Consider the following 20458-nt stretch of genomic DNA (forward strand, 5'->3'; position numbering starts at 1 on the left):
GCGCCGCTGGATCCATGCCAACCAAGGTTGGCGCATGCCAAGCCGGCGTCTCAGCGCAGCAGCGCAACCACCACGCATACCACCACGAGAGCCAATGCAGCCCATTGCATCGGCACAAAGAAGAAATGATGGGGTGCAGCCATACCCTTCTGCCGGGGCGCACGGTTGAGCCACAAACCCAGCAATACGTTCACCGCTGCGCCGATGCCTGCACCCAACAGAACCTGGGGCAGCGGCGTGTTGCCCCTGGAGCCTTCATGCGGAAAGAAGTACGCCAGCAGCAGGATGGCTGCAATCGGCGTCACCAGCGTCATGAATCCCCAACCTCGATAGATCATCTTTGCAGACCGCGTAAAAACCGGCTTGCATTGGACCAGATCGGGTATCGCTCGGCCAAGAAGACCGTGTATCCACGCATGGCGTGGATCTACTGGCCGCGCCGCCGTTGCAGCGGCGCGGCCGGTCGAACTCAGCGCAGCCCGGTCTCGTTGCGGGCGATCACCAGGCGCTGGATCTCCGAGGTGCCCTCGTAGATCTCGGTGATCTTGGCATCACGGAAGTAGCGCTCCAGCGGCATTTCCTTCGAGTACCCCATGCCGCCGTGGATCTGCACGGCCTGGTGGGTGATCCACATCGCCGCTTCCGAGGCCGTCAGCTTGGCCACTGCCGCTTCGGTGCTGAAGCGCTTGCCCTGGCCCTTCACCCACGCAGCGCGCAGGGTCAGCAGCAGCGCTGCGTCCAGCTTGCACTTCATGTCGGCGATCTTGGCCTGGGTCATCTGGAAGGTGCCGATGGCCGCGCCGAAGGCCTTGCGCTCCTTCACGTATTCCAGGGTCGCTTCATACGCGGCCCGGGCGATGCCGATGGCCTGCGAGGCGATGCCGATGCGACCGGCATCGAGCACACTCATGGCGATCTTGAAGCCTTCGCCTTCCTGGCCCAGCACATCCTCAGCCTGTGCCACGTAATCGTTGAACTCGATCTCGCAGGTGGCCGAGGCACGAATGCCCAGTTTCGGTTCGGTCTTGCCACGGCCGAAGCCCGCCTTGTCGGTATCGATCAGGAATGCGGTAATGCCGCGCGCGCCCTTGTCCGGCTCGCTCATCGCGAACAGCACGATGTACTTGGCCACCGGGCCGGAGGTGATCCAGCTCTTCTTGCCGTTGATGACGAAGGTGCCATCGGCCTGCTTCACTGCACGGCAGCGCATGGCGGTGGCGTCCGAACCGGACTGCGGCTCGGTCAGCGCGAACGCGCCGATGGCCTCGCCTTCGGCGATGGCGCGCACATACTTCTGCTTCTGTTCCTCGGTACCGTGGGTGAGGATGCCGTTGCAGAACAGCGAGTTGTTGACCGACATGATGGTCGAGTGGGCAGCGTCGGCGGCGGCGACCTCCACCATCGCCAGCACGTACGCCACCGGGTCCATGCCCGCGCCACCGTATTCGGTCGGCACTTCGATGCCCATCAGGCCGTTCTCGCCCAGCAGGCGGATGTTGTCCAGCGGGAACTCGCCGGTGCGGTCATGGTGCTCCGCGCTCGGGCCGATCTTCTCCTGCGCGATGCGCCGCGCCACGTCCTGCAGCATCAACTGCTCTTCAGTAAAGCTGAAATCCACAACACCCTCCCGGGTACATGAAGTTATGGGCCGCGCACCGCGCGCCCAGGTGCCTCGATTGTACCGGGGCCCGCCAGTTTCCGTACGCCAGCGACTTGACCGCGGAAGGCCTTCTCGGCGAATATATCTCTATATCGCGATAGGTAGATATTTATGGATCTGGAAGATTGGTCGACCCGCCTCAAGGTGTTCGCCGATGCGACCCGCGTGCGCCTGCTGGCGCTGCTGGAGCAGGAAGAGCTGACCGTGGCCGAACTGTCGGCGATCACCCGCCTGGCGCAGCCACGCGTGTCCACCCACCTGGCGCGCCTGAAGGAAGCCGGCCTGGTCCGTGACCGCCGTGCCGGCGTGTCGGCCTATTACCGCTTCGACGAGGCCCAGCTGGACCCGGCGCAGCGCGCATTGTGGCATGCCTTGAGCAACGGAAGCGACGACCCGCTGCTGCGGCAGGACGCTGAACGGGTTGCCGCCGTGCTGGCCCACCGTGCCGCCGACCAGAACTGGGCCGACAGCGTGGCCGGCGACATGGAGCGCCACTACTCCCCGGGCCGCACCTGGGAAGCCCTCGCGCGTACCGCGTTGCCGCTGCTTGAGACCGGCGACGTGCTCGACATCGCCTCCGGCGACGGCGTGCTGGCCGAACTGGTCGCCCCGCATGCCAAGCGCTACATCTGCATCGATACCAGCGCGCGCGTGGTTGCTGCCGCCAGCGAACGCCTGCGCCGCCTGCCCAACGTGGAAGTGCGCGAGGGCGACATGCATGCCCTGCCCTTCAAGGACGGCAGCTTCGACCTGGTGGTGCTGATGCACGCGCTGACCTACGCCAGCAAACCGGCGCAGGCGGTCACCGAAGCCGCGCGCGTGCTGCGCCCTGGCGGCCGCCTGCTGCTGTGCAGCCTGGCCCGCCACGAGCACAAGGCGGCGGTGGAGGCCTACGGCCACGTCAACCTCGGCTTCAGCGACAAGGAACTGCGCAGATTCGTCGACAAGGCCGGCCTGCAGGTATCCAGCCTGGAGACGGTTACCCGCGAGAAGCGCCCGCCGCATTTTGAAGTGATTTCACTGATCGCCAACAAGCCCTGACGCCGAGACCGCCATGTCCGCCCTGCCCTGGCTGCATCCTGATCGTGCCAACGCCCTGCTCGACGCCCTGCGTGAGCGGATCCTGATCATCGACGGCGCAATGGGCACCATGATCCAGCGCCATGGCCTGCAGGAAGACGACTACCGTGGCGAGCGCTTCGCCGGTGGCTACGATCATGTGCATGGCCCCGCTTGCGACCACGCCGTGCAGGAAGGCCATGACCTGAAGGGCAACAACGATCTACTGCTGCTGACCCGACCGCAGGTCATCGCCGACATCCACACCGCCTACCTGGACGCCGGTGCGGATCTGGTCGAAACCAACACCTTCAACGCCACGTCGGTCAGCCAGGCCGACTACCACCTCGAGCACCTGGTGTACGAGTTGAACAAGGCCGGTGCTGCGGTCGCCCGTACCTGCTGCGACGCCGTGGCCGCAACCACGCCGGGCAAGCCGCGCTTCGTGATCGGGGTGATCGGCCCGACCAGCCGCACCGCCTCGATCAGCCCCGATGTCAACGATCCGGGCTTCCGCAACACCAGCTTCGACGAACTTCGCGACACCTATCGCGAAGCCATCGAAGGCCTGATCGACGGTGGGGCCGACACCCTCATGGTCGAGACCATCTTCGACACCCTCAACGCGAAAGCCGCGTTGTATGCACTGGAAGAAGCCTTCGATGCGCGTGGCGCACGGTTGCCGGTGATGATCTCCGGCACCATCACCGATGCATCGGGACGCACCCTGTCCGGGCAGACCGCCGAGGCCTTCCACGCGTCGCTCGCGCATGCGCGTCCATTGTCGATCGGCCTGAACTGCGCGCTGGGTGCCGATGCGATGCGCCCGCACGTGGAAACCCTTTCGCAGGTCGCCGACTGCTACGTCAGCGCGCACCCCAACGCAGGCCTGCCCAATGCCTTCGGCGAGTACGACGAGACGCCCGAGGACATGGCCAGTACACTGCGCGGTTTCGCCGAGGATGGCCTGTTGAACCTGGTCGGTGGCTGCTGCGGCTCCACCCCTGACCATATCCGCGCAATCGCCGAGGCCGTAGCCGGGCTGCCGCCGCGCGCCCTGCCCCGTGTCCAGGAGCAGGCTGCATGAATGTCGCCGCCACCGTTCCGCACTTCCCGCCCTATTGCTGCTGAGCCGACGCCTGCCATGACGCCTGTCCGCCCTACCCGCCTGTCCGGCCTGGAACCGCTGGTCATCACCCCGGACCTGTTGTTCATCAACGTCGGCGAACGCACCAACGTGACCGGCAGCGCGCAGTTCCGCAAGCTCATCAAGGAAGGCCGCTACGAAGAAGCGGTGGACGTGGCCCGCCAGCAGGTGGCCAGCGGCGCGCAGATCCTCGACGTCAACATGGACGAGGGCCTGATTGATTCGGAAGCGGCGATGACCCGCTACCTCAACCTGATCATGTCCGAGCCGGACATCGCCCGTATTCCGGTGATGGTCGACTCCTCCAAGTGGAGCGTGATCGAGGCCGGCCTGAAGTGCCTGCAGGGCAAGAGCGTGGTCAATTCGATCTCGCTGAAGGAAGGCGAGGCGCTGTTCCGCGAGCACGCACGCAAGGTGCTGCGCTACGGTGCCGCAGCGGTGGTGATGGCTTTCGACGAAAGCGGCCAGGCCGATACCTGTGCACGCAAGGTCGAGATCTGCACCCGCGCCTACCGCATCCTGGTTGACGAGATCGGCTTCCCACCGCAGGACATCATCTTCGACCCGAACATCTTCGCCGTCGCCACCGGCATCGAAGAGCACGACAACTATGCAGTGGACTTCATCGAAGCCACCCGCATCATCAAGCAGACGCTGCCGCACTGCCATGTGTCCGGTGGTGTTTCCAACGTCTCGTTCTCGTTCCGTGGCAATGAAACGGTTCGCCAGGCCATCCACTCGGTGTTCCTGTACCACGCCATTGCCGCCGGCATGGACATGGGCATCGTCAACGCCGGCGCGATGCCGATCTACGACGAACTGGAACCGGAGCTGCGCGAGCGCGTGGAGGATGTGATCCTCAACCGCCGCAGTGATGCCACCGAGCGCCTGCTGGAGATCGCCGAGCGCTACAAGGGCAAGAAGGGCGCGGCGAAGACCGAAGACCTGGCCTGGCGCGGCAAGCCGGTGGCGCAGCGCCTGGCGCATGCGCTGGTGCATGGCCTGGATGCCTTCGTCGAGGAAGACACCGAGCTGGCCCGGCAGGCCTCCAGCCGCCCGCTGGACGTGATCGAAGGTCCGTTGATGGATGGCATGAACGTGGTCGGCGACCTGTTCGGCGCCGGCAAGATGTTCCTGCCGCAGGTGGTGAAATCCGCGCGCGTGATGAAGAAGGCCGTGGCCTATCTGCTGCCCTACATCGAGGCCGAGAAGGCGCGCAGTGGCGACACCGCCAAGAGCAACGGCAAGATCATCATGGCCACGGTGAAGGGTGATGTGCATGACATCGGCAAGAACATCGTCGGCGTGGTCCTGGCCTGCAACAACTTCGAGGTGGTCGACCTTGGCGTGATGGTGCCGGCGCAGAAGATTCTCGATGCCGCGCGCGAGCACAACGCCGACCTGATCGGCCTGTCCGGGCTGATCACTCCCTCGCTGGAGGAGATGAGCCACGTCGCCCGCGAGATGGAGCGCCAGGGTTTCAACCTGCCGCTGCTGATCGGCGGCGCCACCACCTCGCGCGCGCATACCGCGCTGAAGATCGACCCGCACTACAAAGCGCCTACGGTGTGGGTGAAGGACGCCTCGCGCGCGGTCGGCGTAGCCCAGTCGCTGATCTCGCGTGACCTGCGCGAGGCCTTCGTCGCCGCCAACGAGGCCGACTATGCCGAGATCCGCGCGCGGCATCGCAACCGTGGCGATGCCAAACGCCTGGTTTCGCTGGAACACGCGCGCGGGCAGAAATTCCAGGGCGGCTGGGACAGCTACACACCACCGGCACCGGACCAGCCCGGCCTGCACATATTCGACGACTACCCGCTGGCCGAACTGGTCGACTACATCGACTGGACGCCGTTCTTCCAGGCCTGGGAGCTGGCCGGCAAGTTCCCGGCCATCCTCACCGACGAGATCGTCGGTACCCAGGCCAGCGATCTGTACAAGGACGCCCGCGCGATGCTCGAGCGCATCGTCAGCGAGAAATGGCTGACCGCCAAGGCCGTGTTCGGCCTGTGGCCGGCCAACAGCATCGGCGACGACGTGCGCGTGCAGCACCCGCTGGGCGAGACCACGCTGCACTTCCTGCGCCAGCAGGTGGACAAGCCGGCCGAGCGCCCGGACTTCTGCCTGGCCGATTTCATCGCCCCGGCCGACAGCGGCAGGCAGGATTGGATCGGCGCCTTCGCTGTCACCGCCGGTATCGGCATCGACGCGCATGTCGCGCGCTTCGAGGCCGAGCATGACGACTACAACGCGATCCTGCTGAAGGCCCTCGCCGACCGCTTCGCCGAGGCGCTGGCCGAGCGCCTGCACCAGCGCGTGCGTACCGAATTCTGGGGCCATGAGCGCGCCGAAACGCTGGACAATGAAGCCTTGATCGACGAGCAGTACCGTGGCATCCGCCCGGCGCCAGGGTACCCGGCATGCCCGGAGCACAGCGAGAAACGGCGCCTTTTCGACCTGCTGCAGGCCGAAGCCAACGCCGGCATGGAACTGACCGAGAGCTTCGCGATGCTGCCTACGGCAGCCGTTTCGGGCTACTACTTCAGCCATCCGCAGAGCCAGTACTTCGTGGTCGGCCGCCTCAGCCGCGAGCAGGTCAGCGACTACGCCCGGCGCAAGGGCGTGGACCGCGCCCAGGCCGAGCGCTGGCTCGCCTCCAACCTCGACTACGACCCCGAATGACACAAAAAAAAGGGGACGGAGGGGATTAAGTCGCTTGCGGCACAAACGACTTAATCCCCTCCGTCCCCTTTTTGCTTCATCATTCCGCGATGACTGTCCCCGTTGCCCGGCTCTCCAGCTTCTACCTGTTCTATTACGCGGCACTTGGCGCGTTCACTCCGTACTGGAGCCTGTTCCTGACCGCGCGCGGGATGAGCGTGACCGCGATCAGCGTGATGATGGGCCTGTGGTATGCCACGCGCGTGGTCGCGCCCAGCACCTGGACCTCGCTGGCGGCAGCCTCGCCACGGCCGATCCGCCTGCTGCGCATCGGCTGCATCCTGACCCTGATCAGCTTCGCCGCCTTCCTGTTGCCCTTGCCGCAGCCATGGATGTACCCGGCGATGGTGGTGTTCTGCTTCTTCTACAACGCGGTGATGCCGCAGTTCGAATCGATTACCCTCACCCATCTCGGCAGTGACAGCCATCGCTACGGCCTGATCCGGGTCTGGGGCTCGCTCGGCTTCATCGCCGTCGTCACCCTGTTCGGGTGGCTGATTGAAGGCGACGGCACGACCAGCCACGCCGGGCTGCTGCCGTGGATGATGCTGCCACTGTTCGTCCTGCTGGTCGCATCCGCCTTCAGCAACCACTACGCACGCGGCATCGGCAAAGCCGAGGGCGACGCCAGCGGCTTCTGGCAGATCGTGCGGCGGCCGCCAGTGTTGGCGTTCTTCCTGGCCGCCTTCATGGAACAGCTCTCGTTCGGGCCGTACTACACGTTCTTCTCGGTCTACATGGACCATCACGGCTACCGCACATCCACGCTCGGCCTGCTGTGGACCATCGGCGTGGTGTTCGAAGTGGGTGTGTTCTTCACCATCGGCCGTTTCTTCCGCCGCTACGACGCCAGCTGGATGCTGCTGATCGCGCTGGTCAGCTCCTGCCTGCGCTGGGCGGTGACCGCATTGTTCCCGGAGAACCTGCCGGTGATGCTGCTGGCGCAGACCGCGCACGCGCTGGGCTTTGCGGCCTTCTTCGCCGCAGCCATGCAGATGCTGGCGACCTATTTCCCGGGCCGCCTCAACGGCCATGGCCAGGGCCTGCTATATGGCTTTTCGTCCGGTGTCGGTGGCGTGTTGGGTGCGCTCATTGCCGGCCAGCTATGGAAGATCGATGATGGCCGCACGGCGTTCCTGGCCGGCAGCGGCTTCGCCCTGGTCGGCGCCCTGCTGTGCTTCTTCGCCCTGAGCCTGCCACTGATCCGCGCGAAACAGCGCCGTCACGCGCACTGACCATGCGCAGGATCAGCGCTGCAGCAGCACCCGCTGCAGCGACGGCAGCAGCACCCGGTTGCCGTGCGCGCTGAGGTGGTCGCCATCGAAGAACAGCGGCCGGCCATCGCGCTGCGCCGGGCACAGCACGTCGTCGCACAGCACCGGCATCGGATCCCACAGCACGCCGCCCGGCAGGCCATCAGCCACCTTCCGCAGGCTGCCCAGCATCGGCGCCCGCAGCGTCTCCATCGCCTCGCGCGTGCTGTCCAGGCCGTTGCGGCAGATCTCGTTGCGCGCGTTGAAGCGGTCCGAACAGCGGTAGGGCGGCGCCGGCAATACCGGCTTGGGGGCCTCCAGTACGATGCGTACGCCGCGCTCGGCCAACGGCTTCCACTGGAGGATCGCCTCGGCCACGTCGGCCTCACGCCCTGCGGCGGCTTCCGGGGTCAGCTCGCCCGCCAGCTGTGCCTGCGCGTCGAACAACACAAACTGGTCGGACAAGCGCGGTATCCGCAGTGAGACCAGTACCACGGCATCACCTGGCTGCGCTCGTCGCGTGACGTCGGCGAGCACCGCTGCGTCGAAATCACTGCAACCGGCACCCGCGCCACGCCACTTCTGCAGGCTTACCTGCGGGCATCCACCTCGCCCGTAGAGGACGACCTCCGAGCCGGTCTCAAGTGCCAGCCGCTGCAGCAGCTCGATGTAGGCCATCGCATGCGAATCACCGGCAACGAAGACCCGCTTCGGCGCGCCCGCCGACAGCGGCCGTTCGCAGGCCCCACGGGCATAGGTCCGCATGCTGCCACCCGCGAAGCGCTGTTTGCCCGTCACCAGTGCACAATCCGGATAATCGCCTGCAACGCTCTTGCCGTTGGGATACCAGTCGGCCGGATGCCGGCTGACCGTGCTCAGTGATATCCGTGGCGCCTGCAGGTACAGCAGGGTCTGGGTGCCAGCCGCCACCAGCAGCACGGCCGCGCCGGCCAGCACCCAACGCCCCGGGCGCAGACGCTGCGCCAATCCGCCACGGAATGGTTGTTCCACCCAGCGCCACGACAGCCACGACAGCAGCAGCACCAGCGCCAGCGCAGCGGTCATCTGCAACGGTGTCTGCAGGCCCACGGTCCAGCGCATCAGCACGAACACCGGCCAGTGCCACAGATACAGTGAGTACGACAGCAGGCCGATGTAGCGCATCGGCCGACTGGCCAGCAGGCGTGCCACCCAGGCCTGCGGATGATGATGCAGCGCCCACAGCAGACCTGCGGCAGCGAAGGTCGGCAGCAGACCATCGGGCCACGGCGAATGCCCTGCCCGTGCAGTCCACAACGCCCAGCCCAACAGCGCCAGTGCCGCCAGCGCAAGCAGCGAAAACACGGGGGCGGCGCGCTTCAGTGCCGCCCCCGTCACTGGATCCAGCGATTCGCGCACATGCAGCAACTGGAACAACAGCACGCCAACGCCCAATTGCCACAACCGCGTGCTGGTGGCATAGAACGCCCACGACGGCGGCACCTCGCGCAGGCCCAGCATAGCGGCATGCAGCAACGACGCCGCACTGACCACTGCGAACAGGCCCAGGCTGATCCAACGCCCACGCACGCTGCGCGCCCAGGCAAGGAACAGCAGCGGGAACAGCAGGTAGAACTGCTCTTCCACGCCCAGCGACCAGGTATGGGTGTAGGGATTGAATTCGGCCCTGGGCGCGAAGTAATCGTTGCCGATCACCGCCAGTACCCAGTTGCTGAAGCCGAAGAACGCCATCAGGCCGGTCTTGTCGCTGGCTTCACTGAGCCAGGACTCGGGAATGAACAGCACGCTCGCCACAGCGGTCAACAGCAGGCAGCTGATCAGCGCAGGTGCGATGCGGCGGATACGGCGCGAATAGAAGCGCAGCATCGACTGCCACAGCGACAACGGCGGCAGCCGGTGTACCGAGGCGCTGACCACGAAACCGGAGATGACGAAGAACACGTCTACGCCGGTGAACCCGCCCGGCAACCAGGCCGGATCAAGATGGAACACGATGACGGCCAGCACGGCGATCGCGCGCAGGCCGTCGATGTGCGGCACGTAGCCACGACTTGGATCAGCGCTCATCCGTTCCCCCAAGGACGCGGCGGCAATGCACCGCAGCGCTCACGCATTTACCAGACCAGGTCGTCCGGCACCTGGTATTGCGGGTCCGCGTAGGGATCTTCCTCGGCCGGCGCATTCGGATCGACCTTCAGCGCCACCGATGCGGCGAACACTGCCTCGGACTGTGCCAGCACCTCGGCAGTCACCAGCAGGTAGCGACCATTGAGCTGGACCACGCCCAGTTCACCGGCGTTGAGCGCGGTCAACTGTTCGGCAGTCACATAGATGCGCTTGATCTTGCCGCCATACGGGAAGTGACGGGCAATGTCCGCCGCTTCGGCATTGAGGCTCTTGTCCTTCAGCAGTTCTTCCAGCTTGGCCTTCGCCTCGCGACGCACGCGCGCTTCTTCCTGCTTCAGGCGCTCGGTCTCGATGCGCTCTTCCTTCTCCCGCTGCGCGCGGATGGCATAGGCCTTGGCCAGGTCCATCTCTTCGGCACTGCGCGGCTTGCGCGGGCCGTGCTGGCCCTGGCCACGCTGACCACCGGGCTTGCCCGGACCACCATGGCCCTGCCCACGGCGCTCACCGGGCTTGTGCTCGCCCTTGCCGGCGCCCTGCGGCTTTCCATTGCCATTGCCACCCTTGCCCTGCGGGCGGCCATCGCGGCGGGGGCCATCATTCTTGCGCTCGGGCTTGGGCGCCGGCTTGAAGCCCAGGCCCATCAGCTGGTCGCGGAGGGTATCGCTCATAGGATTCGGATCAGTAGTGCGGCGGCGGCGGTTCGCTCGCCGGATCGGAAGAATTGAGTGCGTTGCGGACCTTGCCCAGGTCTTCCAGCAGCACGCGCAGCACATCGGCGTTGCGCATGCCCTGCATGCGGGCGTCCGCCAGCGCATCGCTCAGTTCGGCCAGCGCCTGTTCCTGGAAGGACACGCGCATTTCCAGCTCGACCAGGCGCGCTTCCAGCGCCTGCTCGCGTTCGGACGGTAGATCAGACATGCAGCGAACGTCCCCGGCCGATGCCGTAGTAGGCCAGGCCTGCAGCTTCCACTTCGGCCGGTTCGTACAAGTTGCGCCCGTCGAACACCGCCGCATCCTTCAGCTGCTCGCGCAGCTTCTGGAAGTCGGGGCTGCGGAACTGCTTCCACTCGGTCACCACGACCAGCGCGTCGGCACCCTGCAGCGCTTCATCGGCACTGTTGCAGAACACCAGGTCATCGCGTTCGCCGAAAATGCGCTGCGACTCGTGCATCGCCTCCGGATCGTAGGCACGCACCGTCGCACCGCCTTCCCACAGCTGCGCCAGCAGGCGACGGCTGGAGGCTTCGCGCATGTCGTCGGTGTTCGGCTTGAACGCCAGGCCCCACACGGCAAAGGTCTTGCCGCGCACGCCTTCGTCCTCGCCCCTGTCGTAATGGCGCTGGATGAGAGCGAACAGATGGCCCTTCTGCGCATCATTGACCGCCTCCACCGCGTTCAGCAGCTTCGGCTCGAGGCCGTACTGCTGGGCGGTGCGGGCCAGCGCCTGCACGTCCTTGGGGAAGCACGAGCCGCCGTAACCGGCGCCCGGGTAGATGAAGTGCCAGCCGATGCGGGGATCCGAACCAATGCCCTGGCGGACCTGCTCGACGTCGGCACCCACGCGTTCGGCGATATTGGCGATTTCATTCATGAACGAAATCTTGGTCGCCAGCATCGCGTTGGCCGCGTACTTGGTCAGCTCGGCCGAACGCACATCCATTTCCACCACGCGGTCGTGGTTGCGGTTGAACGGCGCATACAGGCGGCGCATCACCGCCACCGACTCTTCGTTCGCCGCACCGATGATGATGCGGTCCGGGCGCATGCAGTCCGCAACCGCATCGCCTTCCTTCAGGAATTCCGGGTTGGACACCACGTCGAAGGCGATGTCCGCGCCACGCGCGGCCAGCTCTTCGGCAATGGCGGCACGCACCTTGTCGGCGGTGCCGACCGGCACCGTCGACTTGTTCACCACCACGGTCGGCACGCTCATGTGCCGACCAATGGTCCGGGCTACGGCAAGCACGTATTGAAGATCGGCACTGCCATCCTCATCCGGCGGCGTACCAACGGCGATGAACACCACCTGGCCATGATCGATGGCGGCCGCGGCATCCGTGGTGAACGCCAGCCGCGCTGCGGCATGGTTGGCCTTCACCATCGGCTCCAGGCCGGGTTCATAGATCGGAATGATGCCCTGGTTGAGGCCATCCACCTTGGCCTGGTCGATATCGACACAGACCACCTGATGACCAACATCGGCCAGGCAGGTACCGGTCACCAGTCCAACGTAACCGGTACCAAAAATCGCAACGCGCATATCCGTATTCGCTCCTGGATGACTTACGGCAGAACGCCCAGCAGCTCGACGTCGAACGTCAGGGTCGCGTTCGGGCCGATCGGGCCACCCGGGGTGCCATTCTCGCCATAGGCCAGGTTGCCCGGGATCCAGAAGCGGTACTTCGAACCGACCGGCATCAGTGCGACGCCTTCAGTCCAGCCCTTGATCACCTGGTCCAGACCGAACTCGGCCGGCTGACGGCCATAGGAGCTGTCAAACACGGTGCCGTTGAGCAGCTTGCCTTCATAGTTCACGCGCACTTTGCTGCTCGGCAGCGGACGCTCACCGCTGCCCGGGCGGATGACCTGGTACTGCAGGCCCGACGCGGTGGTCACCACGCCCGGCTGGGTCTTGTTCTTGGCCATGAACGCATTGCCTTCCTCACGGTTGGTCTGCGCGGCGGCGGCAGCCTTGGCCTGCATTTCAGCCTGCTTGCTGCCCATGAAGGCCTGGATGGTGGCGGTCGCGTCGGCTTCCGTCATCTTCGGCTGACCCTTGCTCAGGCCGGTGCTGATCGCGTCAAACAGCGAGGCGACGTCGATGTCGTCCTTCAGCTGCGCCAGCGACGGGCCTACCGAGTAGGAACCGATCATCTGCGACACCTTGACGCGGTCGACCTTCGGCGGCTCCGAACCCGGCGCCATGCCCGGCACCTGCTGGCCGCTGCGGGCCATCACGACCTGGCGCAGCGCGGCATCGGTGGCCTTGGCCTGTTCCTGGGTGATCTGCGGCTGCAGGCCTTCGAACGAACGCTCCACAGCGGTGCGCAGGGCGGCAACGTCGATCTCATCGGCGATCGGGGTGAACGACTTGGCCACGTCCAGGCCGATGGCGTAGCCGAGCTTCTGCTTGGGGGAATTCAAGGTTGCGGTCTCCTTGGCGGCTGCGGGGGCAGCCGGTTGTTGCGACAGAGCGACACCCGAAGTGCCCATCGCCAGAATCAGAACCGACGCCGCGGCGCCGCGCATTCCCATCTTCATTCGCTGCATTCCTGGAAGTGTCTGGGCGCCGACGTCGGCGCGAAAAGAAACATTGTCGCACGCATGCCGTCGATGTCGAGGCATCCGTGCCGGATATCAATGCGTGGCCGCTGCGGCCAGCGCCTTGTCGATGGCAGCCGTCAGCTGCGGATCGTCCGGCGTCACCTTGCTGGCGAACTGGGCGATGACCTTGCCGTCGCGGCCGACCAGGTACTTGTGGAAATTCCAGCCCGGCGCCACGCCGGTGGCCGCGGTCAGGCGCTGGTACAGCGGCGTAGCCTCAGCACCAACCACATGCACCTTCTCGAACATCGGGAACTTGACGCCATAGGTCAGCGTGCAGAAGTCCTGGATCTGCTTCTCGTCACCCGGCTCCTGGCCCTTGAAGTCGTTGGACGGGAAGCCCAGCACCGCGAAGCCCCGGCCTGCATAGCGCTTCTGCAGCGCCTCCAGTCCTTCGTACTGCGGGGTGTAGCCGCATTTGCTGGCGGTGTTGACCACCAGCAGTACCTGGCCGTGGTAGCGCTGCTGCAGGTTGACCTGCTGCTTGCTGGCCAGCGGCCGGTAGTCCAGGTCGAGCAGATCGGCCGCCAGCGCGCTGGCGGAACCGGCGACGCCGGCCACCAGCAGGGCCAACAGGGACAGGCCGCGCAGGCGGCGCGGGGAAACGGTCGACAGGGGCATCAGGAGGGGTCCGCAGTAGCCATTCACCAGGCCCGGCCACTGCCGGCCGGGAATCGACCGAACTATAGCACCGGGCTTCGGCGCCCCTGATGGCACAGGCCCATCCGGGCTTTGCGCGGCGTGGCGATTGCACTGCCCGGGCGCCATCGACGGCGTCGCGATGACATAGCATGGACATCACTGAATGGAAGGCCGGCCTGGATCGGCATCTGCGACAGTTTTATTTCCCTTCCAAATCAATCACATAAATTGAAGTTTCAGTCATCTGACCACCCCTGCCATCAGTTGGGGCCGGCAAGGGGTTGCACGTAGGCGTGCCGGTGTTATAGTTGCATACAACACCAGTCACCTGAGACAGGGGGAAGCCATGAACGCCCGGATCCGTCGCAACCTCACCGCACCCGCGGCCGCTGCTGTTTCGACCCTGATCGTGCTGGCCTGGTTGGCCGCGCCCAGCCTCCCCGACTCCGCTGACAGTGCGCAGGACGCGACCGCCTCTCCGGCAGGGAACGCCGATCCCTCCCCCCCCTCTCCCCCGCGTCGGCTGCACAGCTCCCTGTCCATGCCGTATTTCTCGTTCGCACAGCCGCTGACCCCACGGAGCTGAATATGAGCGACATCCAGTGGAGCGACGGCGCTCCCATCTACCGTCAGTTGAAGGAGCGCGTGATCGCCATGATGCTCGACGGAATCCTCAAGCCGGGCGACGCCCTGCCTTCGGTGCGCCAGGTGGCCGCCGACTACCAGCTCAACCCCATCACCGTTTCGCGCGCTTACCAGGAACTGGCTGACGAAGGCCTGGTCGAGAAGCGCCGCGGCCTGGGCATGTTCATGACCGAGCAGGCGGCCACGCAGCTGCGCAGCAGCGAGCGCGACCGCTTCCTCAACGAAGAATGGCCGGCGGTCCTGGAGCGCATCCAGCGCCTGGGCCTGAGCCTTGATGAATTGCTGCCCCAGGGGAAAGTCTGATGAATAGCACTGCAAGCGAATCGATCATCACCGCCCGAGGCCTGCGCAAGGCCTACAAGACCACCGTTGCCCTCGACAATGCCAGCTTCAGCATTCCGAGCGGGCGCATCGTCGGCCTGATCGGCCCCAACGGCGCCGGCAAGACCACTGCACTGAAGGCCATCCTTGGCCTGACCTCGGTGGAAGGCGACCTGAGCGTGCTCGGCCGCGACCCGCGGCTGCACCGCGACGAACTGATGAAGGACATCTGCTTCATCGCCGACGTCGCCGTGCTGCCACGCTGGCTGAAGGTCCGCGAGGCGATCGATTTCGTCGCCGGCGTCCACCCGCGCTTCGACCGCGCCCGTTGCGAACGCTTCCTGGCCAACACCAAGCTGCAGCCGAAGCAGCGCGTGCGCGAGCTGTCCAAGGGCATGATCGTGCAGCTGCACCTGGCACTGGTGATGGCCATCGATGCCCGCATCCTGGTGCTGGACGAGCCCACCCTGGGCCTGGACATCCTCTATCGCAAGGAGTTCTACCAGCGCCTGCTGGAAGACTATTTCGACGAACAGAAGACCATCATCGTCACCACCCACCAGGTGGAAGAGATCGAGCACATCCTCAGCGACGTGATGTTCATCCGTGATGGACGCATCGTGCTCGATGCGGAAATGGACGAGGTCGGCCAGCGCTACACCGAACTGCTGGTCAATGCCGACCAGCTCGAAACGGCCCGCGCGTTGAAACCGATCGACGAGCGCAGCCTGGCGTTCGGCAAGACCGTGATGCTGTTCGATGGCGTGCCGCGTGCCCAGCTCTCCACTCTCGGCGAGACCCGCATCCCGGGCCTGGCCGACCTGTTCGTCGCCATCATGAAGGGGACCTACGCATGAATGCCGTCAACCACCCCGTCAGCCCGCTGGGCACCCTGCGCTGGCTGCTCAAGCGCGAGTACTGGGAGAACCGCGGCGGTTTCCTGTATGCCCCGCTGATCGCCGGCCTGATCTCGCTGGTGATGAGCACCGTCGGCATCGCCTTCGGCCTGTTCGCGCTGAACCGTGCAGCGCGCAACGGTGCACTGCATGTCGACGGCGAAAGCGTGAACGTCAACGGCCTGGACCTGGCGCTGCTCACCCGCAACATCGACGGCAAGGATCTGGCCGATCTCGGCAATGGCCTGGACCTGACCCTGGTGCTCAGCTCGGCGTGGCCATTCCTGGTACTGGCCTTCGTCGTGTTCTTCTACTGCCTGGGCGCCCTGTACGACGATCGCCGCGACCGCAGCATCCTGTTCTGGAAGTCGTTGCCGCTGTCGGATACCCAGACCGTGCTGTCCAAGGTGATCAGCGCACTGATCGTGGCGCCGCTGATCGCAGTGATCGCCGGCATCATCACCATGTTCGGCTTCATGCTGATCATCAGCATTGTCGCGCTGGTGCACGGTGGCAGCCCGATGGCGCTGATCTGGGGGCCGGCCAGCCCGCTGACCCTGGCCGCCGGCCACCTCGCCTGGATTCCGGTCTATGCCCTGTGGGCCCTGCCCACCGCCGGCTGGCTGCTGCTGTGCTCGGCCTGGGCCAAGAGCAAGCCGTTCCTGTGGGCGGTGATGCTGCCGCTGTTTGCCGGCGTCATCGTCAGCACCACCAAGATCATGCCGCTGGTCGGCCTGAGCACCGGCTGGTTCTGGCAGAACATCGTCGGCCGCCTGCTGCTGGGCGGCGTACCTGGCATGGACCTGCTGTATCGCCTCGGCGCCAACGAAGCGTCGCGCCGCGACCTGGACTCGGTGGTCAGCCTGATGTCCCCGGCCTCGCAGCTGAAGTCGCTGGCGATGCCGGAACTGTGGATCGGCGCCGCTGTCGGTGCAGTGTTCATCTTCCTCGCCATCCGCCTGCGCAAGCGCGCCGGCGAGATCTGATTCCATCCACCCGGAGGCACCACCCATGCGTTCCCTGCTCGCCTGTACTGCGTTGTTGCTGTTGCCGCTGTCGGCCCTGGCCGCCGATGCCCAGAACTGCAAGTTCACCGCTGCCCGCACGTTGAAGCTGGACCTGGCCGGTGCCAAGGCGGTGGTATTCGAGGTCAACCAGCATGACCTGAAGATCACCGCCAGCGCCGGCGGCGGTCAGCTGGAAGGGCGTGCCTGCGCCTCCAGCCAGGAATGGCTGGACCAGCTGGTACTGGACCAGCGCAGGGTCGGTGACAAGCTGGTGGTCAGCCTGCGCCGCGAAGGTCGCTCGCCCAGCATCAGCATCGGCAACAGTTACGCCTGGCTGGACGTCCGCGGCAGCGTGCCGGACAACCTGCCGCTGCAGCTCAAGGTCGGCTCGGGCGATGCCAGCGTGGAGAACGCGCAGTCGCTGAGCGTGGACGTGGGTTCCGGTGATGCCGTGGCCCGCGGCACCCGTGGCAGCATCCACGCCGCGGTGGGTTCGGGCGACCTCAACATCGATGGCGGCACTTCGTTGAACCTGCTGTCACTGGGCTCCGGCGATGTCAACGTGCGCAACATCAGCGGTGATGCCAGCACCGGTACCGTGGGCTCCGGTGACCTGAAGATCACCGATGTGCGTGGCAACGCGCGGCTGGACACCGTGGGCTCGGGCGATATCGAGTTCAAGCGGGTGAAAGGCAGTGTCGAGGTGGGCGTGGTCGGCTCCGGCGGCGTCGACCTGGCCGACATCGGTGGCAACGTACACGTCCGCAGCCACGGCTCGGGCGACATCCAGGTCGACGGCGTAGGCGGCAGCCTGACCGTCGACCACAGCGGCAGCGGTGACGTCGATCATCGCAATGTCAGCGGCAAGGTCACCCTGCCGCGCAGCAAGTAATCCTCTTCCAGACACCTCCAGGGGACCACCATGAACCTGTTGCGCCTGTTGCCTGCCACCCTGCTGTGCCTGCCGCTGATCGCTTGCGGCGGCACCTCGTCCTCGTCCGACAAGACCGTCGGCAAGAGCGTCGCCGAAGCCACCAGCGGCGTCGGCCAGACTGTCAAGGAAGCCATGGACGATGCCCGCAAGGACATCGCCGAGGGCAATATCAAGATCTCCGCCGACCAGCAGCCACGCGCGGAAATCACCCCGGATGGCCGCCTGCTGATCGCGGGCAAGGAAATCACCGCCAACGACACCCAGCGCCGCCACCTGCAGGAGTACCGTGGCCACGTGGTGGCCATCGCGATGGACGGCATGGATGTCGGCCTGGCCGGCGCCAAGCTGGGAGCCAATGCGGCCGGTGAAGCACTGAAGGGCATCTTCAGCGGCGACAGCGAAGGCGTGGAGAAGCGCATCAACGCCGAAGCCGCGAAGATCGAGGCGCAGGCCAAGCGCATCTGCGAACGCCTGCCGGCGATGCTGGCCAGCCAGCAGGCCCTGGCGCGCGAGCTGCCGGCCTTCAAGCCGTACGCAACGATGGACCAGAGCGACGTGGACGACTGCGGCAAGAACAACTCGGTCACGTTCTCGAAGTGAGACAAATCAGCGCACCCGGCCGGTCGTGGTGTTCCACGGCCGGCCGCGTCGCACTGGCCGGCTTACAATGGTGGCCCCGGATGCCCCCGAACCGAATGCCATGAAGAAGTTGTTCCTGCTGCTGGTCGCCCTGCTCTGCCTGGGCCTGGCCGGCTGTGACAAGGATTACCGCAACCATCGCGCCGAGCGCGGCAAGCCCAAGATTTCCGTCAGCGACGGCATGGTCACCGTGCGCCGCCCGCCGGCACCGAACATCATCATCCTCGGCGATGGCACGATGAAGGTGGACGAGATCCAGATTCCGCTGGACGACGGACAGAAGCAGATGCTGCAGACGATGTTCGGCAAGCTGCAGGTACTGCGCCAGAACACCCTGGTGGCCGCGCCGGCCGATCCCAACATGCAGCCGGTGAAGATCCAGCCGCCGGAAGGCATGGAGGTGATTCCGGCGGACCTGATCCAGCGCATCCCGGAGTTCAAGGACTACACCGACACCTTCGGCAACATCGTCGCCGACCGTCGCTGAAGCAGAAACGCCGCCCAAGGGCGGCGTTTCTGCTTTCTGTAGAGTCGAGCCATGCTCGACTCCGGAACAACAGTCGAGCATGGCTCGACTCTACAACCGGCCGATCAACCGCCGGCGCCGCCGCCACCACCACCAGCCTGGATGCCGCCAGCGGTCAGCGCCGTCGGGTCCAGCAGGCGGCGCAGCTCGGCTTCTTCCAGGCCACTGTCCTCCAGCGCCACATCCAGCACCGGGCGCTGTTCCTTGTACGCACGCTTGGCGATCGCAGCTGCCTTCTCGTAACCGATGATCGGGTTAAGTGCAGTGACCAGGATCGGGTTGCGCGCCAGCGCTTCGGCAACGCGGTCCTCGCGCACCTTCAGCCCGGCGATCGCACTGTCGGCCAGCAGGGTGGACACGTTGGCCAGCAGGCCGATGCCATCGAGCAGGTTCACCGCGATCAGCGGCAGGGTGACGTTGAGCTGGAAGTTGCCGGTCTGGCCGGCCACGGTGATCGCGGTATGGTGGCCGATCACCTGCGCGCAGGCCATCACGGTGGCTTCCGGAATCACCGGATTGACCTTGCCCGGCATGATCGAGCTGCCCGGCTGCAGTGCCGGCAGTTCGATCTCGCCCAGCCCGGCCAGCGGACCGGCATTCATCCAGCGAAGATCATTCGCGATCTTGATCAGCGCCACCGCCAGTGCATTGAGCTGGCCGGACAGTTCGACCGCATCATCCTGCGCGGCCAGGCCTTCGAACTTGTTCTCGGCACTGTCGAACTTGAAACCGGTCTGCTGCTTCAGTGCCTTGGCTACCTGTGCACCGAAGCGCGGATCGGCATTGATGCCGGTGCCGATGGCGGTGCCGCCCAGCGGCAGCCGGCGCACGCGCTTGAGGCTGTCTTCGATACGCTCCTGCGCCGACGCCAGCTGCGCCGACCACGCGCCGAATTCCTGCTCGAAGGTCAGCGGCATCGCATCCATCAGGTGGGTGCGGCCGGTCTTGACCACCTTGCGCAGGCTGCGGCCCTTCTTGTCCAGGGTCTTGCGCAGGTGCACCAGCGCCGGCAGCAGCTGCTCATGCGCGGCCAGTACCGCCGACACGCGCAACGCGGTCGGAATCACGTCGTTGGAGCTCTGGCCCTGGTTGACGTGGTCATTGGGATGCACCGCGGTCTTGCCGGCCTTGCCCGCGCGGTTGGCCAGGGTGGCGATGACCTCGTTGGCATTCATGTTCGAGGAGGTGCCCGAACCGGTCTGGTAGACGTCGATCGGGAACTGCGCGTCCCAGTTGCCGGCGGCCACTTCGGCAGCAGCGGTCTGGATGGCCTTGGCCACATTCTTCGGCAGGTGGCCCAGCTCGGCGTTGACCCCGGCGGCGGCGCCCTTGACCAGGCCCAGGGCGCGGATGAAACCGCGCGGCATGCGCTGGCCCGACACCGGGAAATTCTGCACGGCGCGCTGGGTCTGCGCGCCCCACAGAGCGTCCGCAGGTACCTGCAGCTCGCCCATGCTGTCGTGTTCGATTCTGAAACCCTTGCTTGCAGCTTTGCTCATTGCATCAACTCCGCACTACTTCAGTTGGGGAAAGGGAAGCGGCGGCTGGCAGGGTGTC

Annotated in this window: 19 protein-coding genes; 10 read left to right on the forward strand and 9 right to left on the reverse strand. The window is 65.7% G+C overall.

Translation table 11 applies throughout. The features are described 5' to 3' along the window. Positions 1 to 50: 50 nt before the first annotated feature. Positions 51 to 314 (reverse strand): hypothetical protein, encoded by a 264-nt coding sequence (locus SriyCCGPB3_RS13930; RefSeq protein WP_080355173.1) that lies wholly within the window; start codon positions 312 to 314, stop codon positions 51 to 53. Positions 315 to 469: 155 nt separating this feature from the next. Continuing rightward, positions 470 to 1618 carry an acyl-CoA dehydrogenase family protein gene (locus SriyCCGPB3_RS13935; RefSeq protein WP_097049561.1) on the reverse strand — a complete coding sequence of 383 codons (1149 nt, stop codon included), beginning with the start codon at positions 1616 to 1618 and terminating at the stop codon, positions 470 to 472. 153 nt (positions 1619 to 1771) lie between these two features. Here SriyCCGPB3_RS13935 and SriyCCGPB3_RS13940 point away from each other — a divergent pair, with 153 nt between their 5' ends. The 4 genes from SriyCCGPB3_RS13940 (at position 1772) to SriyCCGPB3_RS13955 (ending at position 7822) form a co-directional block, all read left to right on the forward strand. Continuing rightward, entirely contained in the window at positions 1772 to 2701 is a 930-nt protein-coding gene (locus tag SriyCCGPB3_RS13940) for an ArsR/SmtB family transcription factor (RefSeq protein ID WP_053450235.1), read from the forward strand. 13 nt (positions 2702 to 2714) lie between these two features. Beyond that, positions 2715 to 3806: a homocysteine S-methyltransferase family protein gene (locus tag SriyCCGPB3_RS13945; protein ID WP_350259433.1), complete on the forward strand. Its 1092-nt coding sequence runs from the start codon at positions 2715 to 2717 to the stop codon at positions 3804 to 3806. A 57-nt stretch (positions 3807 to 3863) separates the two neighbouring features. Then, positions 3864 to 6548 (forward strand): methionine synthase, encoded by a 2685-nt coding sequence (gene metH, locus SriyCCGPB3_RS13950; RefSeq protein ID WP_228756408.1) that lies wholly within the window; start codon positions 3864 to 3866, stop codon positions 6546 to 6548. 89 nt (positions 6549 to 6637) lie between these two features. Further along, positions 6638 to 7822 (forward strand): MFS transporter, encoded by a 1185-nt coding sequence (locus SriyCCGPB3_RS13955; protein ID WP_350259434.1) that lies wholly within the window; start codon positions 6638 to 6640, stop codon positions 7820 to 7822. 12 nt (positions 7823 to 7834) lie between these two features. Here SriyCCGPB3_RS13955 and SriyCCGPB3_RS13960 read toward each other — a convergent pair whose 3' ends face one another. From SriyCCGPB3_RS13960 to SriyCCGPB3_RS13985, 6 genes are all read right to left on the reverse strand, one after another. Next, entirely contained in the window at positions 7835 to 9907 is a 2073-nt protein-coding gene (locus tag SriyCCGPB3_RS13960; protein ID WP_350259435.1) for an acyltransferase family protein, read from the reverse strand. A 47-nt stretch (positions 9908 to 9954) separates the two neighbouring features. Next, positions 9955 to 10635: a DUF2058 domain-containing protein gene (locus SriyCCGPB3_RS13965; RefSeq protein ID WP_110712826.1), complete on the reverse strand. Its 681-nt coding sequence runs from the start codon at positions 10633 to 10635 to the stop codon at positions 9955 to 9957. A gap of 10 nt (positions 10636 to 10645) precedes the next feature. After that, positions 10646 to 10885: a SlyX family protein gene (locus tag SriyCCGPB3_RS13970; protein ID WP_049445667.1), complete on the reverse strand. Its 240-nt coding sequence runs from the start codon at positions 10883 to 10885 to the stop codon at positions 10646 to 10648. Further along, positions 10878 to 12227, reverse strand: coding sequence for a UDP-glucose dehydrogenase family protein (locus SriyCCGPB3_RS13975; protein ID WP_350259436.1), 1350 nt, complete (start codon positions 12225 to 12227; stop codon positions 10878 to 10880). The genes SriyCCGPB3_RS13970 and SriyCCGPB3_RS13975 overlap by 8 nt, the downstream gene beginning before the upstream one ends. Before the next feature lie 23 nt (positions 12228 to 12250). Then, complete coding sequence (locus tag SriyCCGPB3_RS13980; RefSeq protein ID WP_110712828.1) at positions 12251 to 13228, reverse strand: FKBP-type peptidyl-prolyl cis-trans isomerase N-terminal domain-containing protein; 978 nt, start codon at positions 13226 to 13228, stop codon at positions 12251 to 12253. Between the two features lie 96 nt (positions 13229 to 13324). Continuing rightward, positions 13325 to 13912 carry a glutathione peroxidase gene (locus SriyCCGPB3_RS13985; RefSeq protein ID WP_110712829.1) on the reverse strand — a complete coding sequence of 196 codons (588 nt, stop codon included), beginning with the start codon at positions 13910 to 13912 and terminating at the stop codon, positions 13325 to 13327. A 609-nt stretch (positions 13913 to 14521) separates the two neighbouring features. Between SriyCCGPB3_RS13985 and SriyCCGPB3_RS13990 the strand changes: the two genes are divergently transcribed. The 6 genes from SriyCCGPB3_RS13990 to SriyCCGPB3_RS14015 all read left to right on the forward strand — a co-directional run bounded on the left by SriyCCGPB3_RS13990 (position 14522) and on the right by SriyCCGPB3_RS14015 (position 18862). Further along, positions 14522 to 14881 (forward strand): GntR family transcriptional regulator, encoded by a 360-nt coding sequence (locus SriyCCGPB3_RS13990; RefSeq protein ID WP_006453095.1) that lies wholly within the window; start codon positions 14522 to 14524, stop codon positions 14879 to 14881. After that, on the forward strand, positions 14881 to 15756 hold the full coding sequence (locus tag SriyCCGPB3_RS13995; protein ID WP_180846670.1) for an ABC transporter ATP-binding protein: 876 nt from the start codon (positions 14881 to 14883) through the stop codon (positions 15754 to 15756). Before SriyCCGPB3_RS13990 ends, SriyCCGPB3_RS13995 begins: the two co-directional genes overlap by 1 nt. Continuing rightward, entirely contained in the window at positions 15753 to 16781 is a 1029-nt protein-coding gene (locus tag SriyCCGPB3_RS14000; protein WP_110712832.1) for an ABC-2 transporter permease, read from the forward strand. Before SriyCCGPB3_RS13995 ends, SriyCCGPB3_RS14000 begins: the two co-directional genes overlap by 4 nt. Positions 16782 to 16806: 25 nt before the next feature. Next, entirely contained in the window at positions 16807 to 17694 is an 888-nt protein-coding gene (locus SriyCCGPB3_RS14005; RefSeq protein ID WP_110712833.1) for a DUF4097 family beta strand repeat-containing protein, read from the forward strand. 30 nt (positions 17695 to 17724) lie between these two features. Then, positions 17725 to 18336 carry a hypothetical protein gene (locus tag SriyCCGPB3_RS14010; protein WP_110712834.1) on the forward strand — a complete coding sequence of 204 codons (612 nt, stop codon included), beginning with the start codon at positions 17725 to 17727 and terminating at the stop codon, positions 18334 to 18336. A 100-nt stretch (positions 18337 to 18436) separates the two neighbouring features. After that, on the forward strand, positions 18437 to 18862 hold the full coding sequence (locus tag SriyCCGPB3_RS14015; protein WP_350259437.1) for a hypothetical protein: 426 nt from the start codon (positions 18437 to 18439) through the stop codon (positions 18860 to 18862). Between the two features lie 104 nt (positions 18863 to 18966). Here the strand turns inward: SriyCCGPB3_RS14015 and SriyCCGPB3_RS14020 are convergent, their stop codons facing one another. Further along, entirely contained in the window at positions 18967 to 20400 is a 1434-nt protein-coding gene (locus tag SriyCCGPB3_RS14020; protein WP_350259438.1) for a class II fumarate hydratase, read from the reverse strand. Positions 20401 to 20458 lie beyond the last annotated feature (58 nt).

The sequence above is a fragment of the Stenotrophomonas riyadhensis genome (genome assembly GCF_040256885.1).
In the GTDB taxonomy this organism is placed as follows: Bacteria; Pseudomonadota; Gammaproteobacteria; order Xanthomonadales; family Xanthomonadaceae; genus Stenotrophomonas; species Stenotrophomonas riyadhensis.